Raw genomic sequence first — 18185 nt, 5'->3', positions numbered from 1 at the left:
GGACGGGTGCCGCTCCGCCGCCATCGCCCCGCCCCCGTCCCGCCCCGCCTCCCCGTCGTCCCGGGGATCGACGGACCCCCGCCGCCGGGCTCGCGCACCGTCCGCACCGACGACGGCGTGGACCTGCACGTGGAGTTCGACGGCCGCGAGGACGCCCCGGTCACCGTCGTCTTCTCGCACGGGTTCACCGCCCGGCTCGGCGAGTTCCAGCTGCAGGTCGAGGCGATCCGCGACCGCGCGCGGATCGTGCTGTGGGACCAGCGCGGCCACGGCCGGTCCCGCTGGGTAGACCCCCGGACGGCGACCATCGACCGCACCGCCCGCGACCTCGGCCAGGTGCTCGACGCCGTCGTCCCCGCGGGCCGGCCGGTGGTGCTCGCCGGGCACTCGATGGGCGGCATGACGATCATGGCGCTGGCCCGGCAGCGGCCCGAGCTGTTCGGCACCCGGGTCGTCGGCGCCTTCCTGCTGGCCACCTCGGCCGGCGGCCTGGTCGCCCGCGGGCTCGTCGGCCGGGCGGTCCAGCTGATGCGGAAGCTGCACCTGCTGGGCCTGTACCTGTGGTGGCTGCGGCTGCTGGCCCCCGGGCTGGAGCGGCTGCGGCGGCGCGGCACGTGGCTGGGCCACCGGTTCACCCGCCGCTACCTGTTCGGCCGCGACGACGCCACGCGCGAGGCGGTCCGCGTCGTGCAGGCGATGCTCGAGGAGACGCCGCTCACGGTGACCATGGCCTTCTACGGCACGTTCCTCGACCACGACGAGACCGCGTCGCTGCCGGTGCTGGGGCGGGTCCCGTGCACCGTCGTCGCCGCGGAGTACGACCGGCTCACCCCCGCCGCCCACGGCCGCGAGCTCGCCGCCGGGATCGGCGAGCAGGCCGAGCTGGTCGTCGTCCCGGGCGCCGGGCACAGCGTCAACCTCACCCGCACCGCCGTCGTCGACCGGGCGCTCACCGACCTGCTCGACCGGGTGGCAGCGGCTGGTCCCGGCACCGTCCGGCAGGCAGGCTGACGAGGGACCTGCCTACTGTGTCCGGCACCACACGACCGTGTTCCGACGGCCGGGGCGCCGGATACGGGACCGGCCGACACCGTCTCGACGAGTTGGGGAGCGACCGTGGACCGCCTGAGCGCGACCGATGCCGGCTTCTACTACGCGGAGACCGAGAACGCACCGCTGCACGTGGGCTCGGTGGCCGTCTTCGAGGGACCGGCGCCGTCCTACGGCGACCTGGTACGCCTGCTGCTGAGCAAGCTGCCGCTGGTGCCGCGCTACCGCCAGCGGGTGCGGGAGGTGCCCTTCAACCTGGGCCGCCCGCTGTGGGTCGACGACCCGCACTTCCAGATCCTCTACCACGTGCGGCACACCGCGGTGCCCAAGCCGGGTGGTGAGGAGCAGCTGCGCAACCTCGCCGGGCGGGTGCTCGGCCAGCGCCTGGACATGGCCAAGCCGCTGTGGGAGGTGTGGCTGGTCGAGGGCCTGGAGGACGACCGCTGGGCGATCATCTCCAAGGTCCACCACTGCATGGTCGACGGCATCGCCGGCACCGACCTGATGCAGGTCATGTTCGACCTCGACCCCAACGCCGAGCACAGGGCGCCGCGCGACTGGTCGCCGCAGCGCAGCCCCTCGGGCGTCGAGATGGTCGCCGGCGCGCTCACCGAGACCGTCACCGCCCCCCTGCGCCAGCTCGTGCACGGCCCGGAGGCCGTCAGCACCGGTGCGAGGGGGCTGCTCAACAGCGCGAAGGCGGCGGTGTCCTCGGTCCCGCAGCTGGCCCGCCAGGCGCTGACCCCGATGGCCCGCACGCTCACCGGCCCGATCGGCCCGCACCGGCGCTGGGCGTGGGCCGACGCCGAGTTCGAGGACCTGCGCACCGCCCGCACCGCGCTGGGCGGCACCGTCAACGACGTCGTCCTCACCGCCATCACCCGCGGCTTCCGCGACCTGCTCAAGGGCCGCGGGGCGCTCGGCGGCGACACCGTCGTCCGCACGATGGTGCCGATCTCGGTGCGCAAGGAGGGCGAGCGCGGCTCGCTGGACAACCGGGTCACCGCCGTCTTCGTCGACCTGCCGGTCGGCGAGGCCGACCCGCGGGCCCGGCTGGCCGCGATCAAGCAGCAGATGGACGAGTACAAGCGGACGATGCAGGCGGTCGACGCCCGCTCGATCATCGGCATGGGCGACTACGTCGCGCCGACGCTGCTGGCCCTCGGGGTCCGGTCGGCCATGCAGACCGGCCAGATGTGGTGCCAGGCGGTGACGACGAACGTGCCCGGCCCGCGGGTGCCGCTGTACGTCCTCGGCAAGCGCATGGTCTCCGCGCACCCCTACGTGCCGATCGCCGGCGGCACCCGGATCTCCATCGGGATCTTCAGCTACCTCAACTCGATGACCTTCGGCATCAACGCCGACTTCGACGCCTTCCCCGACGTCGACGTGCTCTCCGAGGGCATCTGCCGCGGCATCGCCGAGCTGGTCGGGCTCGCCGCGGAGCGGCAGCCGGCGGCGGCCACGCCGTGACCCGGCGGTCGCCGGGCGTGACCCGGCGGTCGCCGGGCGTGACCCGGTTCACGCCCGGCGACCCCGGGTAGCGCGCCGTCGTGACCGTTTCCGAGACCGATCTGACCGTCGCCGTCACGGGCCCCACCGGCACCTTCGGGGAGGGCCTCGTCCCCCTGCTGCAGGCCGACGACCGGGTCCGCCGGGTGGTCGGCATCGCCCGCCGGCCCTTCGACCCGGCCGCCCGCGGCTGGACGAAGATGGAGTACCGCCGGGGCGACGTGCGCGACCCCGACGCGCTGGAGGAGGCGTTCGCCGGCGCCGACGTCGTCGTGCACCTGGCGTTCCTCATCACCGGGAACGCCTCGCGGCAGACCACGCGGGCGATCAACGTCGACGGCACGCTCAACGCCTTCCGGGCCGCGGCCGCCGCCGGTGCGCGCCGGTTCGTCTACGCCTCCTCGCTCGCCGCGTACGGCTTCCACCGGGACAACCCGGTGGGCATGACCGAGGACTGGCCGGTGCGCCCGGCGTCCCGGTTGTTCTACGCGCAGGAGAAGGCCGAGCTCGAGCAGCTGCTGCAGCAGGAGGCACAGGGCCACCCCGGGCTCGGCCTGTACCTGCTGCGCCCGCCGGTGGTGCTCGGCCCGCACACCGTCGGCGCCAAGGACCTGCTGCCCGGCCCGCTCGCGCCGCTGGGACGGTGGCTGGCCGAGCAGAGCACCCGGCGGCTGCCGGTCCCGGTCCCGGTGGCGGTGCCGGCCCTGCCGCTGCAGTTCGTCCACGAGGACGACGTCGGCTCCGCGCTGCTGCAGTGCGTCGTCGCTGCGGGCCCGCCCGGGGCCTACAACATCGCCGGCGACGGCGTCCTGACGGCCGCCGACGTCGCCCGCGAGTACGGCGCCCTGCCGCTGCCGCTGCCCGCGGCGCCCGCCCAGCTGGCCGCCCGCGCGGTGTCCCGGCTGCCGTTCCTGCCGCCGGCCGCCGAGTGGGTGGAGGCGGCCAGCCACCCGGCGATCATGGACACCACCAAGGCCAAGCAGGAGCTGGGCTGGCGCCCCAACTACTCCGGCCTGGAGGCGCTGCGCGCCACCCTCGACCGCGGCTGAGACCGGCCCGCGCCGCGCCGGGCGGGGGCAGGATCGGCCCCCGCCCGGGGCGGTGCCCCGTGACCGGCGGGGCGCCCCGCCCGTTGTACCCGGTGAGCCGCTGAACCCGGTGAGCCGCGACGAGCCCGAGGAAGGAGTGCGCATGAGCCCCGCAGCGGACGACGACGTCCCCCGCATCGTGCTGGTCGACGCCGCGAGCGAGGTCGAGCGGCGGATGGTGACCGAGGCGCTGCCCCCGGGCGGGACGGTCCTGCCGCTGAGCGGCTCGGCGCTGGCCGGCCCGCTGGCCGACGCCGACCCCGCCACCGTGGTGACCGCGACCCGGGTGGCGTGGACGCCGCGCGGCGGCGCCGAGGTGACCCGCCGCGGGCCCGGCCGGCCCGGGCGGTGGTCGGCGGCCCGGCCCTCGCTGCTGCGCCGCCCGCCGGCCCCGCTGCAGGCGGCCGCGGTGCGCCGGGACCCGGACCGGGCGCGGGTCGTCGTCGCCGAGCCCGCCACCGTGGGCGAGCTGACCGGCCGGTGGGACGGCACCGGCAGCCTCGCCGCGTTCGTCGCCCACCAGGCCGCGCTGGCGCTGGACCGGGCCGAGCGGCAGGTGGTCGGCGACCGGGCCAAGGTGCCCCGGCACGTCGCCGAGGCGATCCGGCACAGCCCCGAGTGGCGCGCGGAGGTCGCCGCGCTGGCCGGGCGGCTGGAGCAGCCCGAGGAGGAGGTGGCCGCCGAGGCCGCCGCCGACCTCGACGAGCTCGTCGCGGCCATGGACCCGGCCGCCGTCGAGGTGTTCACCGGGCTGCTGCGGCCGGTGCACGCCCGCGCCTGGGACGTGCAGGCCGACACCGCGCGGCTCACCGACCTGCGCGAGCTCAACCGGACCCACCCGCTGGTGTTCCTGCCCAGCCACCGCTCCTACGTCGACCCGCTGGTCCTCGCCGACGTGCTGGCGCAGCACGACTTCCCGCGCAACCACGTGCTCGGCGGGGAGAACCTGCGGTTCTGGCCGGTCGGGTCGATCGCCAAGCGGGCCGGGCTGATCTTCATCCGGCGCAGCTTCGGCGACGACCAGGTCTACAAGACCGCCGTCCGCGAGTACCTGGCGTTCCTGCTGGCCAAGCGGTTCAACCTCGAGTGGTACATGGAGGGCGGCCGCTCGCGCACCGGCAAGCTGCGCCCGCCGCGGCACGGGCTGCTCGGCTTCGTCGCCGACGCCGTCGAGCGCAAGCGGGTGGAGGACGTCTACCTCGTCCCGGTGTCGATCACCTACGACCAGCTGCGCGAGGTGTCGGGGATGGCCGCCGAGCAGGGCGGCGCCGCCAAGCGCGGCGAGGGCCTGTCGTGGATGGCGTCCTACATCCGCGAGCAGGTGCGCACGCCGCTGGGCACGGTGCACGTGGGCTTCGCCGAGCCGCTGTCGCTGGCCGCGGCGCTGCGCGGCGCCGACCCGGCCGACCCCGGCTCCCGCCGGCTCGCCCTGCAGAAGGTGGCCTTCCAGGTCGCCGTCGGCATAAACGACGTCACCCCGGCGACGGCGACGGCGCTGGTCACCCTGGCCCTGCTCGGCGTGCGGGACCGGGCGCTGACGCTGGCGCAGGTGCAGCGGGTGCTCGAGCCGCTGCTGCGCTACCTCACCGAGCGGGACCTGCCGCACTCCGGCGCCGCCCTGCAGACGCCGCGCGGCGTGCGGCGGGTGCTCGGCGCGCTGGCCGGGCAGGGCGTGGTGACCGCCTACGAGGGCGGCGAGGAGCCGGTCTACGCGATCGGGCGCGGCCAGCACCTGGTGGCCGCCTTCTACCGCAACAACGCGATCCACCACTTCGTGGACCGGGCGATCGCCGAGCTGGTGATGCTGCACGACCCGGCCGACCGCTGGGACGAGGCCTACCGGCTGCGCGACCAGCTGAAGTTCGAGTTCTTCTTCCCCGAGCGCGACGCCTACCGCGACCGGCTGGCCGGCGAGCTCGAGCGGCTGGACCCCGGGTGGGAGACCGCCGACGGCCGCGACGTCCTCTGCCGCGCCGACCTGCTGGTGGCCCACCGGGTGCTGCGGTCCTTCGTCGACGCGCAGCTCGTCGTCGCCGAGCGGCTGGCCGCCCGCGACCCGCGGACGCCGGTCACCGAGCCGGAGTTCCTCGCCGAGTGCTCCGGCGTGGGTCAGCAGATGCTGCTGCAGGGCCGGCTGCACGGCCCCGAGTCGCTGTCCCGCGAGCTGTTCGCCGGGGCGCTGCGGCTGGCCGCCAACCTCGACCTGGTCGACCCCGGCCGGGACGACGTGGCCCGCCGGCGGCAGGAGTGGGCCGCTCAAGTCCGGGACGTCGTCGGCCGAGTAGTGGTGATCGACGAGTTGGACGCCGCGGCGCGGCGGGAGAACGTGGGGGTGGAACCGTGACGGCCGAGACGACGACCGGGGGCGGGCTGCGCGACCAGGCGGCCGCGATGGCCCGGACGAACGTCTGGACCGAGGAACAGCTGGTGGCCGACGTCGAGGCGGCGCCGCCCGGCCCGCGGGTCGGGGCGTTCTTCGACTTCGACGGGACGGTGATCGACGGCTACTCGCTGGCCGCCTTCGCCCGCCACCACCTGCGCTCGCTGCACGTCACCCCGACCGACCTCGGCCAGCTGCTGCTCACCGGCCTGCGCGGGGTCACCACCGAGGAGGACTTCGAGCGGTTCACCGTCGCCGGCATGCGCGCCTGGGCCGGCCGCAGCGAGGACGAGCTGGCCGAGCTCGGCGAGCGGCTGTTCGTCCAGGGCATCGCGGGCTCGCTGTACCCCGAGGCGTGGCGCCTGGTCAGCGCCCACCTGCAGGCCGGGCACACCGTGGTCCTGGCCTCGTCGGCGACCCGGTTCCAGGTGGAACCGGCCGCGCGGGCGATGGGCGTGGAGCACGTGCTGGTCTCCCCCGTCGAGATCGTCGACGGCGTCTGCACCGGCCGCCCCGGCGGCCCGCTGCTGTGGCGGGCGGGCAAGGCCGCGGCCGTGCGCGCGTTCGCCGGGGAGCACGGCATCGACCTCCTGCAGAGCTACGCCTACTCCAACGGCGACGAGGACGTCCCCTTCCTGCGCACCGTCGGCCGCGCCCGCGCGCTCAACCCGGGCAAGGGGCTGACCGCCGCGGCCCGGCACTACTCGTGGCCGGTGGCCCGCTTCAAGCGCCGCGGGAGCACCTCCCCGGCCGACGTCGCCCGCACGCTGGCCGGCGTCGGCGGCATGTTCGGCGGCTTCGCCACGGGCCTGGCGGTCGGCGCGCTGGGCGGCTCGCGGCGGGAGGCGGTCGACCTCGGCCTCACCCTCGCGGGTGAACTCGGCAGCGCGCTGGCCGGCGTCCGGCTCGACGTCCAGGGCGCGGAGCACCTGGCCACCCGGCCCGCGGTCTTCCTGTTCAACCACCAGAGCCAGCTCGACGTCCTCATCCTCGCCAAGCTGCTGCGCGGCGGGTTCACCGGCGTGGCCAAGAAGGAGCTGGCGCGGACGCCGGGCTTCGGGCTGGCGTTCCGGCTGGCCGACGTCGCGTTCGTCGACCGCGGCGACCCGGCCCAGGCCCGCAAGGCGCTGGAGCCGGCCGTGCAGCGGCTGAAGGAGGGCATCTCGCTGGTCGTGGCCCCCGAGGGCACGCGCTCGGCCACCCCCACCCTCGGCGCGTTCAGGAAGGGCGCCTTCCACGTCGCGATGCAGGCCGGCGTGCCGATCGTCCCGGTGGTCATCCGCAACGCCGGCGAGCTGATGTGGCGTGGCGCGACGACGGTCTCCCCCGGCACCGTGCAGGTGCGGGTGCTGCCGCCCGTGGACACCGGCGACTGGTCGGTCGAGGACCTCGACCGGCACGTGACCGAGGTGCGCGACTCCTTCCTCGCCACGCTGGCCAACTGGTCCGGGCGCGCGCGGCGGCCGGTGGTCGCCGAGTCCCCCACCGCCGACTCCGACGCCGCCCCCGCCCCCGCCGTCCCGGCCGCGCCGCTGGACTGGGGCACCTCGCCGGAGATGAACCCCATCGAGACGGCGATGTGGCGCGCCGAGGCCGCCGACCCGCGGCTGCGCGCCAACGTCACGCTGCTCGAGGTGCTCGAGACCGCGCCGGACTGGGACCGCTTCCTCGGCGCGCACGAGTGGGCCTCGCGCATGGTGCCGCGGATGCGCCAGAAGGTGGTCGAGCCGGCACTGGGCGTCGGCGCGCCCCGCTGGGCGACCGTGGACGACCTCGACCTCGGCCGGCACGTGCGCCGGGTGCGGCTGGAGGAGCCCGGCTCGACGCGGCAGCTGCTCGACGCCGTCGGGGAGTTCGCCTCGGCGCCGCTGGACCGCGACCGGCCGCTGTGGGAGGTGCTGCTCGTCGAGGGCCTGGCCGAGGGCCGCGCCGGCTACGTCGTGAAGACCCACCACAGCACCACCGACGGGCTGGGCGCCGTCCAGCTCATGGGCCTGCTGCACCGCCGCAGCCCGGACCGCGACCCGGCCCGCCCCGAGCCGCCGGCCCCGGTGCCCGGCGAGGTCTCCCGCGTCGGCGCGCTGACCGAGCAGCTGGTCGGGACGGCGCGGTCGGTGCCGCTGGCCGCGCTGCGCCGCGGCGTGGGGGCGCTGGGCACCCTGCGCCACCCGCGGGAGGTGGCGGCGCAGGCGCTCGACGCCGCCCGCGCGGCGACGAAGACCCTCGCGCCGCCGCGCGGCAGCTCCCCCGCGCTCGCCGCCCGTGGCGGCGACTGGCGGTTCGAGGTGCTCGAGGTGCCGCTGGCCGACCTCAAGCGGGGCGCGAAGGCGGCCGGCGGGAGCCTCAACGACGGCTTCCTCGCCGCGGTGGTCGGCGGCTTCCGCCGCTACCACGAGCGCACCGGCGCCCCGCTGGCCACGATGACCGTCGGGATCCCGATCAGCCTGCGCGCCCGCGACGACGCCCAGGGCGGCAACCGGTTCACCGGCGCCCGGTTCACCGCGTCGCTGGCCGAGGCCGACCCGGCCGCGCGGATCGCCGCCATCCGGCAGTTCGTCCTCTCGGCGCGGGAGACCAGCGCCAGCGGCGTCACCGACGACCTGCTCGGCCCGGCGCTGCACTGGCTCCCCGCACCGGTCGTCGGGGCGGTCTCCGGACGGCTCACCAGCGCCAACGACGTCCAGGTGAGCAACATGCCCGGCGTCGCGCACCCGGTGTACATCGCCGGCTCGCGGATCCTGCGGATGTACCCGTTCGGGCCGCTGCCGGGCTGCGCGGCCATGGTCACGCTGCTCTCGCACGAGGACCAGTGCTGCATCGGCGTCAACCTCGACTCCGCCGCGGTGACCGACCCGGCGGGCCTGGTGGCCGACCTGCAGGCGGGGCTGGACGAGGTGGTGGCGCTCGGTCAGGTGTGAGCCAGGTCTCCTGCGGTACAGCACCGGGCGGAAGCCGGTGTCCCAGCCCAGGAGAGGCCATGACCTTCAACCTCGCCACCATCCTGCGTGAGTCCGCCTCCGCGCAGCCGGACAAGCCGTTGCTGCGGCTCGGCCCGCTCACCCTGACCTACGGCCAGGTCGACCAGCTGTCGGCCCAGGTCGCGGCCGGGCTGCGCGACGCCGGGCTGCGGCGGGGCGACAGCGTGGCCCTGCAGCTGCCCAACGTGCCGCAGTTCGTGCTCGCCTACTTCGGCGTGCTCAGGGCCGGGATGACGGTGGTGCCGCTCAACCCGCTGCTCAAGGCCCCCGAGGTCAGCTACCACCTGTCCGACAGCGGCGCGAGGGTGCTGATCACCTTCGGCACCTTCGCCGAGGAGGCGGTCAAGGGCGCCGCCGGTGCCGGCCACGACGTCCGGGTGTACGTGGTGCCCGCGCCCGGCGGGCCGGAGGCGCCGCCGGACACCACGCCGTTCGACGCGCTGGTCGCCGCCGGTGAGGGCGCGGACCCCTCCGACGTCGAGCAGATGTCCCCCGACGACACCGCGGTGGTCATCTACACCAGCGGCACCACCGGCAAGCCCAAGGGCGCCGAGCTCACCCACTTCGGGACCTACATGGCGGCCAGCGTCGCCGCCGAGACCTTCGCCTACCGCGACGACGACGTCGCCATGGCCGTGCTGCCGCTGTTCCACGTCTTCGGCCTGTCCAGCGTCATGAACTGCGCGATCCGCTCCGGCGCGACGCTGTCCCTGGTCCCCCGCTTCGACGTCGGCGCCGTGCTCGACGCGATGGAGCAGCACCGGGTCACCGTGTTCTGCGGCGTCCCGACGATGTACGTGGCGCTCATGCACGCCGACCTCACCGGCCGCGACGTGTCCCGGCTGCGGGTCTGCGTCTCCGGCGGCGCGTCGATCCCCGGCGAGGTCATCAAGGGCTTCGAAGCGGCCTACGGCGGGGCGACCATCCTCGAGGGCTACGGGCTGTCGGAGACCTGCGCGCTGGCCACCTTCAACCGCAGCGCCGAGGAGCGGCGGGTCACCTCGATCGGCAAGCGCATGTGGGGCTGCGAGGTGCGCGTCGTCGACGGCGAGGACCGGCCGCTGCCGCCCGGGCCGGACAACGTCGGCGAGATCGTGCTGCGCGGGCACAACGTCATGAAGGGCTACCTCGGGCGCCCCGAGGCCACCGCCGAGGCCATGCGCGGCGGCTGGTTCCACACCGGCGACCTCGGCTACGCGGACGAGGACGGGTTCTTCTTCATCGTCGACCGCAAGAAGGACCTGGTCATCCGCGGCGGCTTCAACGTGTACCCGCGCGAGATCGAGGAGGTCCTGCACGCCCACCCGGCGGTGATGGAGGCCGCCGTCGTCGGCCGGCCCGACGAGCGGCTCGGCGAGGAGGTCGTGGCCTTCGTCAGCCTGCGCTCGGGCGCCTCGGCCGAGCCGGACGAGGTCATCGCGTTCTGCAGGGAGCGGCTGGCCGCCTACAAGTACCCGCGGGAGGTCGTCGTCATCGACGAGCTGCCCAAGGGACCGAGCGGCAAGGTCCTCAAGACCGAACTGCGGGGCCGCTGACGGTCTCGCCGATCCAGGACAGCACCAGGCCGGCCAGGCGGTCGGGCACCTGCAGCTGCGGCACGTGCCCGACCCCGGCCAGCTCCTCGTACCGCCAGCCGGGGTGGGCCCGCGCCACCTCGCGGGCGGCGTCGACCGGCACCAGCCGGTCGACGTCGCCGTGCACCAGCAGCACCGGCGCGGCCACCCGCGCCATGACCGACCGGTAGCGGCGCGGGTCGGCCAGGATCCACAGCAGCGAGCGGGCCGCGGTGAGGAAGGCGCGGTCCATCCCGGCGACGTCCTCGCGCTGCTCGAGCTGCCGGACCGCGCGGTCGACGACCGGGGTGGGCAGCGCGTCGGGGTCGACGCCGACCAGCTGCAGCATGGTCCGCACCCGGGTCCGCGGCGTCGAGCGGGCCCGCCGCCGCGCGAGGAACCGCTCCCCCAGGCCGGGCAGGGCGTAGAGGGCGAAGGTGCCCGCCACGAGCGGGTCCAGCCGGCGCCGGCCGCCGGGCAGCGCGGGGTCGAGCAGCACCAGGCCCCGCACCAGGTCCGGGGCGGCCGCCGCGGTGAACAGCGAGACCATCCCGCCCATCGAGTTGCCGACCAGCACCGCCGGCTCGCCGACGACCTCGCGCAGGAAGCGCTGCAGGACCGCGACGTTGGCCGGCACCGTGGCGCGGCGGTCCCCCGGCTCGCTGCGGCCGAAACCGGGCAGGTCCAGCGCCCACACCCGGGCCGACGGCGTCAGCGGCGGCGCGAGCAGGTCCCAGTTGCCGTGTGACCCGCCCAGCCCGTGCACCAGCACCACCGCCGGGCCGTCGTCGGCCCCGCCGTAGTCCACGACGTGCACCGGGCCGCCCAGGTCGACGGTCCTGCTGGTCCCCGGTGCCTCGTCCACCCCGGCGGTCCCCCTCTGATGTGTGTCGCCGACGGCACCCGATGGTCGCCGTCGGCGAGCGATTCCGGCACGGGAAAGTGCCCTGGTGGCGCGTCTGGGACCCCTGCGACAGGTGTGATCAGGGCCACACTGGACACCGCGAGTCGTCGCAGTCAGGTGTGACCGGTCCTCCAGGGTGGGTACCGGCCCGGGCGAGGCGGTGAGTGCCGCCGGCGAGGAGGACGACGTGTCGCGACAGCCCCATGACGGGCCCGGCCTGCCGCTGTACCTGACAGAGGTGAGCCGTGCGATGGCCGACTACGGCCTCTACCTGGCGGCCCGCCCGCTGATGCCGCGACTACCCACCGGTGACGGTCACCCCGTCCTCGTGCTGCCCGGCCTCATGGCCGACGACATGTCGACGGCGACGCTGCGCCGCACCCTGCGGCGGCTGGGCTACCGCGTCCACGGCTGGCGGCTCGGGCGCAACATCGGCCCGACGCAGGAGTGCGTGGAGGGCATGAGCCGCCGCATCGAGGACCTCAGCGACCGCTACGGCCGCCCGGTCAGCCTCATCGGGCAGAGCCTGGGCGGCATCTTCGCCCGCGACCTCGCCCGCAAGACCCCGGACGCGGTGCGCCAGGTGATCACCCTGGGCAGCCCGTTCGGCCTGCAGCGCGACAGCCAGACCCGCGCGCACAAGGTGTTCGAGCGCTACTCGCACCTGCACGTGGAGAAGCGGACGCTGCCGCTGGAGAGCGAGTCGGCGCCGCTGTCGGTGCCGTCGACGTCGATCTACTCGCACCAGGACGGCATCGTCGCCTGGAAGGCGTGCCTGGACCGGCTCTCGCCGCACGCCGAGAACGTCGCCGTGTACGCGAGCCACCTCGGCATGGGCCACAACCCCGCGGTCCTCTACGCCGTCGCCGACCGGCTGGCGCAGCGGGAGGGCACCTGGCGGCCGTTCCGCCCGCCGCTCACCCTGCGCCCGGCCTTCCCGCGCCCCGACGTCCCCGAGGTGACCCACCGCCCGGCCGCTGCGGCCTGAGGAGCCGACCGGCGCGTCTCGCCGCCCGGCGCCGAGATGCGCCGGGCGGCGGTCACGCGGGACGGGGTGACGACCCTGTGCCGCATCTCGACGTCGAGCGCTGATGCACGGCACGGGTGCGGAGGTGGGCGCGGCCGGGATCGAACCGGCGACCGCTCGCTTGTAAGGCGAGAGCTCTCCCGCTGAGCTACGCGCCCCGCCCGCCCAGGGTAGGTGCCCCCGGGCGGTGGGTCCGGGACCCGGGCCTCAGGCCGCGATCTCCGCGACCGCGTCCTTCCAGCCCGACTGCTCGCGCGCGTCGCCGGGCGCGTTCACCTCGGCGAAGGCGATCTTCCCCTCGGCGTCGACGAGGAAGGTGCCGCGCAGGGCCATGCCGGCCTTCTCGTTGAACACGCCGTAGGCCTGCGCGGTGGTGCCGTGCGGCCAGAAGTCCGACAGCAGCGGGAAGTCGAGGCCCTCCTGCGCCTTGAACGCCTTGAGGCTGAACACCGGGTCGGTGCTGATCGCCACGACCCGCACGCCGGCGTCGGTGTAGGTGGTCAGCTCGTCGCGGAGCTGGCACAGCTCGCCGGTGCAGATGCCGGAGAAGGCGAACGGGTAGAAGACGACGAGGACCGGGGTCCCGCGCAGCTCGGCGAGCGAGACGACCTGGCGGTCCTGGTCGGGGAGGCTGAACTCGGGCGCGACGTCACCGACGGAGAGGCTCATGCGCCCGATCGTGCCGCACGGGCGTGGGAGCCCCCGCAGCGGGACGGCGTCAGCGGCGGCTGCGCGCCGCCTTCGGGGTGACCAGCCGGATGCCGGACCAGTCCTTGGCCGCCGAGATGCTGCTGGTCTGCGCGAGCCCGGCGGTGGGCGCCACCTCGGTGACATCGCCCGGCTCGACGTGGCCCGGCCGCCCGGACTTGGGCACCAGCAGCCACACGACGCCCTCGTCGGCGAGCGAGGTGAGCGCGTCGGTGAGGGCGTCGAACAGGTCGCCGTCGTCCTCGCGCCACCACAGCACCACGACGTCGGCGACCTCGTCGGTGTCCTCGTCGACCATCTCGCTGCCGGAGACCTCGACGATGGAGTCGCGCAGGTCCTCGTCGGCGTCCTCGTCCCAGCCGAGCTCCTGCACGACCATGCCCGGCTTGATGCCCAGCCGGGCCGCCATGCCGGCGCTGCCCGAGTCGACGCTCATCCCTGCTGTTCCTCCGAGAGATCACGGACCGCCGGTGTCGCGGCGGCGGGCACGGGGCGCCGGCTGACGGGCGCGTGGGGTGGACGGGGGCCGACGGCGGACACGACCGGCGGGGAGGACACCCGCTGCCTGGTCATGTCACCCCTCTCGTGCCCGGACGCGCGGGTGCCGACGGCGTCGGTCCGCGTGGGCAGGAGCGTAGGGCATGCCTGGTCACGCGCAAGCCGTCGACGACGACGCGCCCGGGGCACACCGCGCACCGCTGGCCGGGAGCTCCTGCGTGACGCGGACCATCCCGGCGCGCGACGATGGGGGCATGAGCGCACCGCAGCAGGGTGGAGACCCCACCCGCGACGCCGGACAGCCCCGCGCGGTCATCACCGACGGGCTCCCGAGCCAGCTGGTCGACACCGACCCCGACGAGACCCAGGAGTGGGTCGAGTCGCTCGACAGCGTCGTCGAGCACGCAGGCCGCGGGCGAGCCCGCTACCTCATGCTCAAGTTGTTGCAGCGCAGCCGTGAGCAGCAGGTGGGCGTGCCGTCCCTCCGCAGCACCGACTACATCAACACGATCCCGCCCGAGCGGGAGCCCTACTTCCCCGGCGACGAGCACGTCGAGCGGCGCATCCGCGCCTACATCCGGTGGAACGCCGCGATCATGGTGCACCGCGCGCAGCGGCCGGGCATCGGCGTCGGCGGGCACATCTCCTCCTACGCGTCGTCGGCGTCGCTGTACGAGGTGGGCTTCAACCACTTCTTCCGCGGCAAGGACCACCCCGGCGGCGGCGACCAGATCTGGTTCCAGGGCCACGCCTCCCCCGGCATCTACGCCCGTGCCTTCCTCGAGGGCCGGCTCAGCGAGCAGCAGCTCGACGGGTTCCGGCAGGAGGTCAGCCACCCCGGCGGCGGGCTGTCGAGCTACCCGCACCCCCGGCTGATGCCGGACTTCTGGGAGTTCCCCAGCGTCTCCATGGGCCTGGGCCCGATGAACGCGATCTACCAGGCCCGGTTCAACCGGTACCTGCACGCCCGCGGCATCAAGGACACCTCCGACCAGCACGTGTGGGCGTTCCTCGGCGACGGCGAGATGGACGAGCCGGAGTCGCTGGGCCTGATCGGCCTGGCCGCCCGCGAGGAGCTGGACAACCTCACCTTCGTCGTCAACTGCAACCTGCAGCGGCTCGACGGCCCGGTGCGCGGCAACGGCAAGGTCATCCAGGAGCTGGAGTCCTTCTTCCGCGGCGCCGGCTGGAACGTGATCAAGGTGATCTGGGGCCGGGAGTGGGACCCGCTGCTGGCCGCCGACCGCGACGGCGCGCTGGTCAACCTCATGAACCAGACGCCCGACGGCGACTACCAGACCTACAAGGCCGAGGACGGCGCCTTCGTCCGCGAGCACTTCTTCGGGCGGGACCCGCGCACCCGCAGGCTCGTCGAGGACATGAGCGACAAGGAGGTCTGGGACCTCTCCCGCGGCGGGCACGACTACCGCAAGGTCTACGCGGCGTTCAAGGCGGCGGTGGAGCACAAGGGCCAGCCGACGGTCATCCTCGCCAAGACGATCAAGGGCTGGACGCTGGGCAGCCACTTCGAGGGCCGCAACTCCACCCACCAGATGAAGAAGCTGACCGCCGAGGACCTCGCCGCCTTCCGCGACCGGCTCTACCTGCCCATCCCCGACGAGGCGCTCGACAAGACGCTGCCGCCCTACTACAAGCCCGAGCCGGACTCCGACGAGATGCAGTACATGCTCGAGCGGCGCCGGGCCCTGGGCGGGGCGGTCCCGCGGCGGCGCTCGGAGTTCAAGCCGCTCAAGGCGCCCGACGACAAGGCGCTCGACGTGCTGCGCCGCGGCTCGGGCAAGCAGGAGGTGGCGACGACGATGGCGTTCGTCCGCCTGCTCAAGGAGCTGCTCAAGGACAAGGAGCTCGGCCCGCGGTTCGTGCCGATCATCCCGGACGAGGCCCGCACCTTCGGGATGGACAGCCTCTTCCCGTCGCAGAAGATCTACAACCCGGGCGGGCAGCGCTACACCTCGGTCGACCGCGAGCTGATGCTGGCCTACAAGGAGTCCGAGCAGGGCCAGATCCTGCACGAGGGCATCAACGAGGCCGGCTCCACGGCGTCGTTCACCGCCGTCGGCACCTCGTACGCCACGCACGGCGAGCCGATGATCCCGATCTACATCTTCTACTCGATGTTCGGGTTCCAGCGGACCGGCGACTCGTTCTGGGCCGCCGCCGACCAGATGACCCGCGGCTTCGTCCTCGGCGCCACCGCCGGCCGGACGACGCTCAACGGCGAGGGCCTGCAGCACGAGGACGGCCACTCGCTGCTGCTGGCGCACACCAACCCGGCGGTCGTCTCCTACGACCCGGCGTTCTCCTACGAGGTCGGGCACATCACCCGGGACGCGCTGCTGCGCATGTACGGCGAGGACCCGGGCGCGCCGCTGGGCGGGCACCGCAGCCCCGACGTCATGTACTACCTGACCGTCTACAACGAGCCCTACAACCAGCCGGCCGAGCCCGAGGGCCTCGACGTGCAGGGCCTGCTCGCGGGCATGTACCTGTACGCGCCGGGTGAGGGCGAGGGGCCGCGGGCCCAGGTGCTGGCCTCCGGCGTCGCGGTGCCGTGGGCGCTGCGGGCGCAGGAGCTGCTGCGCGAGGACTGGGGCGTGGCGGCCGACGTGTGGTCGGTGACCTCGTGGACCGAGTTGCGCCGGCAGGCCGACGCGTGCAGCGAGCACAACCTGCTGCACCCCGAGGACGAGCCGCAGGTGCCGTACGTGACGCAGCGGCTGCAGGAGACCAGCGGCCCGGTCGTGGCGGTGTCGGACTGGATGCGGGCGGTCCCCGACCTGGTCGCGCCCTACGTCCCGGGCGGCATGGCGACGCTGGGCACCGACGGGTTCGGCCTGTCCGACACCCGCCCGGCGCTGCGCCGGCACTTCCACGTCGACGCCGAGTCGATCGTCGTCCGCACGCTGGCGTCGCTGGCCGACCAGGGCCAGGTGGACCGGTCGAGGGTCCGCGAGGCGGTCGAGAAGTACCGCATCCGCGACGTCCAGGCCGCGCCCGCCGAGGAGCGGACCGACCCGAGCCCGGCGACCTGAGGTAGGGCGCCCGTGCCCCCTGCTGCCGACGGCGGCCCGCGCGACGTGGCCGTCGTCGGCGGCGGGGTGGTCGGGCTGACCTGCGCGCTCGAGCTCGCGCGGGCCGGGCACCGGGTCCGGCTGCTCACCGCCGACCCGTGGGAGGCGACCACCTCCGCGGTGGCCGCCGCCATCTGGTCCCCCTACCGGGTGGCGCCCGCCGACGCCGTCCTGCGGTGGGGCGCCACCTCGCTCGGGGTCCTCACCCGGCTCGCCGCCGACCCCACGACGGGGGTGGCGCTCCGCCCGGGCACGTACGTGCACCGCACCCCCGACCCCGACCCGTGGTGGGCGCCGGGGGTGCCCGGGGTGCGCCCGGCGACCCCGGAGGAGCTGCCGCCCGGCGCCCGCGCCGGCACCCGCTGCACGCTGCCGGTGGTCGACACCGGCCGGTACCTGCCCTGGCTGGCCGCCGCGTGCGCCGCGGCAGGGGTGGAGACCGCGCCGGGCCGGGTCCGGTCGCTCGCCGAGGTGCCCGGCGACGTCGTCGTGGTGGCCGCGGGGCTGGGGTCGGGACCCCTCCTCGACGACGGCACCTGCGTGCCCGTGCAGGGCCAGGTGGTCCGCCTCGCCGACCCGGGCCTGTCCGAGTGGGTGCTCGACGAGGACGGCCCGGCCGGGCTGACCTACGTCGTCCCCCGCGGTCGGGACGTCGTCGTCGGCGGGACGGCGGTGGAGGGCGCCACGGGCCTCGACCCCGACCCGCGGGTGGAGGCCGCGATCCTGGAGCGGGCGTGCGCGCTGGTGCCCGCGCTGCGCGGGCAGCCGGTGCTGTCGCGGGCGGTCGGGCTGCGGCCGGGCCGGTCCGCCGTCCGGCTGGAGCGGCTGGCGGTCGGCGGCCGGCCGGTCGTCGCCTGCTACGGCCACGGCGGCGCCGGGGTCACCCTCTCCTGGGGCTGCGCCGCCGACGTCGCCTCCCTGGTCACCGCCGCCCCGGCCTGAGCGTCGCCAGCAGCAGCCAGGCCTGCGCCTCGGGTGAGTGCCCGGGGCGGTCGAACCGGGGCGCGGCCGCGGCGCCGGTGACCCGCCCCGGCCCGTCCACGCGCGCGACGGCCGTGGCGAGCAGCGACCGCCCGGCCGCGGCGTACGACCCGGGCAGACGGCCCACCGTGCGGGCGAGGGCGGCGGCCACCCAGCCGTTGCCGGTGCCCCAGGCGCGGTCGTCGGAGGGCCGCCCGGCGTCCTCGTCCCACCGCGCCCGCCACAGCCCGTCGGGCCGGCGCAGCCGGGCCCGGTGCCCGTCCGGCTGGGCCAGCGCGACGTCGGCGAACCCGGCCGCGGCGAGCGGCGGCACCACCGTGAACACCGTGTCCGCCCAGATCTCGCGGGCGCCCACCGGGTGGAACAGCGGCCGCCGTTGACGCTGCACGCCGGGTCGAGCTCGGCCAGCCGGCC

13 protein-coding genes and 1 tRNA gene are annotated in these 18185 nt (G+C 75.2%); 9 read left to right on the top strand and 5 right to left on the bottom strand.

The annotated features are described in order from the left end of the window. The first annotated feature begins 117 nt into the window (after window positions 1–117). The 6 genes from ACI8AA_RS02495 to ACI8AA_RS02470 all read left to right on the top strand — a co-directional run bounded on the left by ACI8AA_RS02495 (window position 118) and on the right by ACI8AA_RS02470 (window position 10543). On the top strand, window positions 118–1011 hold the full coding sequence (locus ACI8AA_RS02495; RefSeq protein WP_457042933.1) for an alpha/beta fold hydrolase: 894 nt from the start codon (window positions 118–120) through the stop codon (window positions 1009–1011). A 105-nt stretch (window positions 1012–1116) separates the two neighbouring features. Further along, window positions 1117–2523, top strand: coding sequence for a WS/DGAT/MGAT family O-acyltransferase (locus tag ACI8AA_RS02490; RefSeq protein ID WP_457042932.1), 1407 nt, complete (start codon window positions 1117–1119; stop codon window positions 2521–2523). A gap of 80 nt (window positions 2524–2603) precedes the next feature. After that, the gene (locus ACI8AA_RS02485) at window positions 2604–3611 is read left to right on the top strand and encodes an NAD-dependent epimerase/dehydratase family protein (protein ID WP_457042931.1); all 1008 of its coding nucleotides are present in this window, start codon (window positions 2604–2606) and stop codon (window positions 3609–3611) included. 142 nt (window positions 3612–3753) lie between these two features. Then, entirely contained in the window at window positions 3754–5994 is a 2241-nt protein-coding gene (locus ACI8AA_RS02480) for a glycerol-3-phosphate 1-O-acyltransferase (RefSeq protein WP_457042930.1), read from the top strand. Continuing rightward, window positions 5991–8948, top strand: a complete 2958-nt coding sequence (locus tag ACI8AA_RS02475; protein ID WP_457042929.1) for an HAD-IB family hydrolase — start codon at window positions 5991–5993, stop codon at window positions 8946–8948. The genes ACI8AA_RS02480 and ACI8AA_RS02475 overlap by 4 nt, the downstream gene beginning before the upstream one ends. 59 nt (window positions 8949–9007) lie before the next feature. Continuing rightward, a complete protein-coding gene (locus ACI8AA_RS02470) occupies window positions 9008–10543 on the top strand; it encodes a long-chain-fatty-acid--CoA ligase (RefSeq protein WP_457042928.1) in 1536 nt (511 codons plus the stop codon). On the opposite strand, the gene ACI8AA_RS02465 is transcribed toward ACI8AA_RS02470, so the two are convergent. After that, window positions 10518–11426 carry an alpha/beta fold hydrolase gene (locus tag ACI8AA_RS02465; RefSeq protein ID WP_457042927.1) on the bottom strand — a complete coding sequence of 303 codons (909 nt, stop codon included), beginning with the start codon at window positions 11424–11426 and terminating at the stop codon, window positions 10518–10520. The two genes, ACI8AA_RS02470 and ACI8AA_RS02465, sit on opposite strands and share 26 nt — an antisense overlap. 226 nt (window positions 11427–11652) lie before the next feature. On the opposite strand from ACI8AA_RS02465, the gene ACI8AA_RS02460 reads away from it, so the two are divergent. Beyond that, entirely contained in the window at window positions 11653–12453 is an 801-nt protein-coding gene (locus tag ACI8AA_RS02460; protein ID WP_457042926.1) for an esterase/lipase family protein, read from the top strand. Window positions 12454–12578: 125 nt separating this feature from the next. Here the strand turns inward: ACI8AA_RS02460 and ACI8AA_RS02455 are convergent. From ACI8AA_RS02455 to ACI8AA_RS02445, 3 genes are all read right to left on the bottom strand, one after another. After that, a tRNA-Val gene (locus ACI8AA_RS02455) sits at window positions 12579–12650 on the bottom strand. 49 nt (window positions 12651–12699) lie between these two features. Next, window positions 12700–13161: a peroxiredoxin gene (locus tag ACI8AA_RS02450; protein WP_457042925.1), complete on the bottom strand. Its 462-nt coding sequence runs from the start codon at window positions 13159–13161 to the stop codon at window positions 12700–12702. A 49-nt stretch (window positions 13162–13210) separates the two neighbouring features. Beyond that, window positions 13211–13636 carry a DUF3052 domain-containing protein gene (locus ACI8AA_RS02445; protein WP_387984824.1) on the bottom strand — a complete coding sequence of 142 codons (426 nt, stop codon included), beginning with the start codon at window positions 13634–13636 and terminating at the stop codon, window positions 13211–13213. 316 nt (window positions 13637–13952) lie between these two features. Between ACI8AA_RS02445 and aceE the strand changes: the two genes are divergently transcribed. Beyond that, the gene (gene aceE / locus ACI8AA_RS02440; protein ID WP_457042924.1) at window positions 13953–16751 is read left to right on the top strand and encodes a pyruvate dehydrogenase (acetyl-transferring), homodimeric type; all 2799 of its coding nucleotides are present in this window, start codon (window positions 13953–13955) and stop codon (window positions 16749–16751) included. 12 nt (window positions 16752–16763) lie between these two features. Then, window positions 16764–17732 (top strand): FAD-dependent oxidoreductase, encoded by a 969-nt coding sequence (locus ACI8AA_RS02435; protein ID WP_457042923.1) that lies wholly within the window; start codon window positions 16764–16766, stop codon window positions 17730–17732. On the opposite strand, the gene ACI8AA_RS02430 is transcribed toward ACI8AA_RS02435, so the two are convergent. Next, entirely contained in the window at window positions 17713–18159 is a 447-nt protein-coding gene (locus ACI8AA_RS02430; protein ID WP_457042922.1) for a hypothetical protein, read from the bottom strand. The genes ACI8AA_RS02435 and ACI8AA_RS02430 overlap by 20 nt on opposite strands. Between the last annotated feature and the right edge of the window lie 26 nt (window positions 18160–18185).

Source organism: Geodermatophilus sp. SYSU D01180 (genome assembly GCF_054050415.1).
Note: the sequence above shows the minus strand (reverse complement) of the source record. Positions and strands in the feature narration are given on the sequence as shown.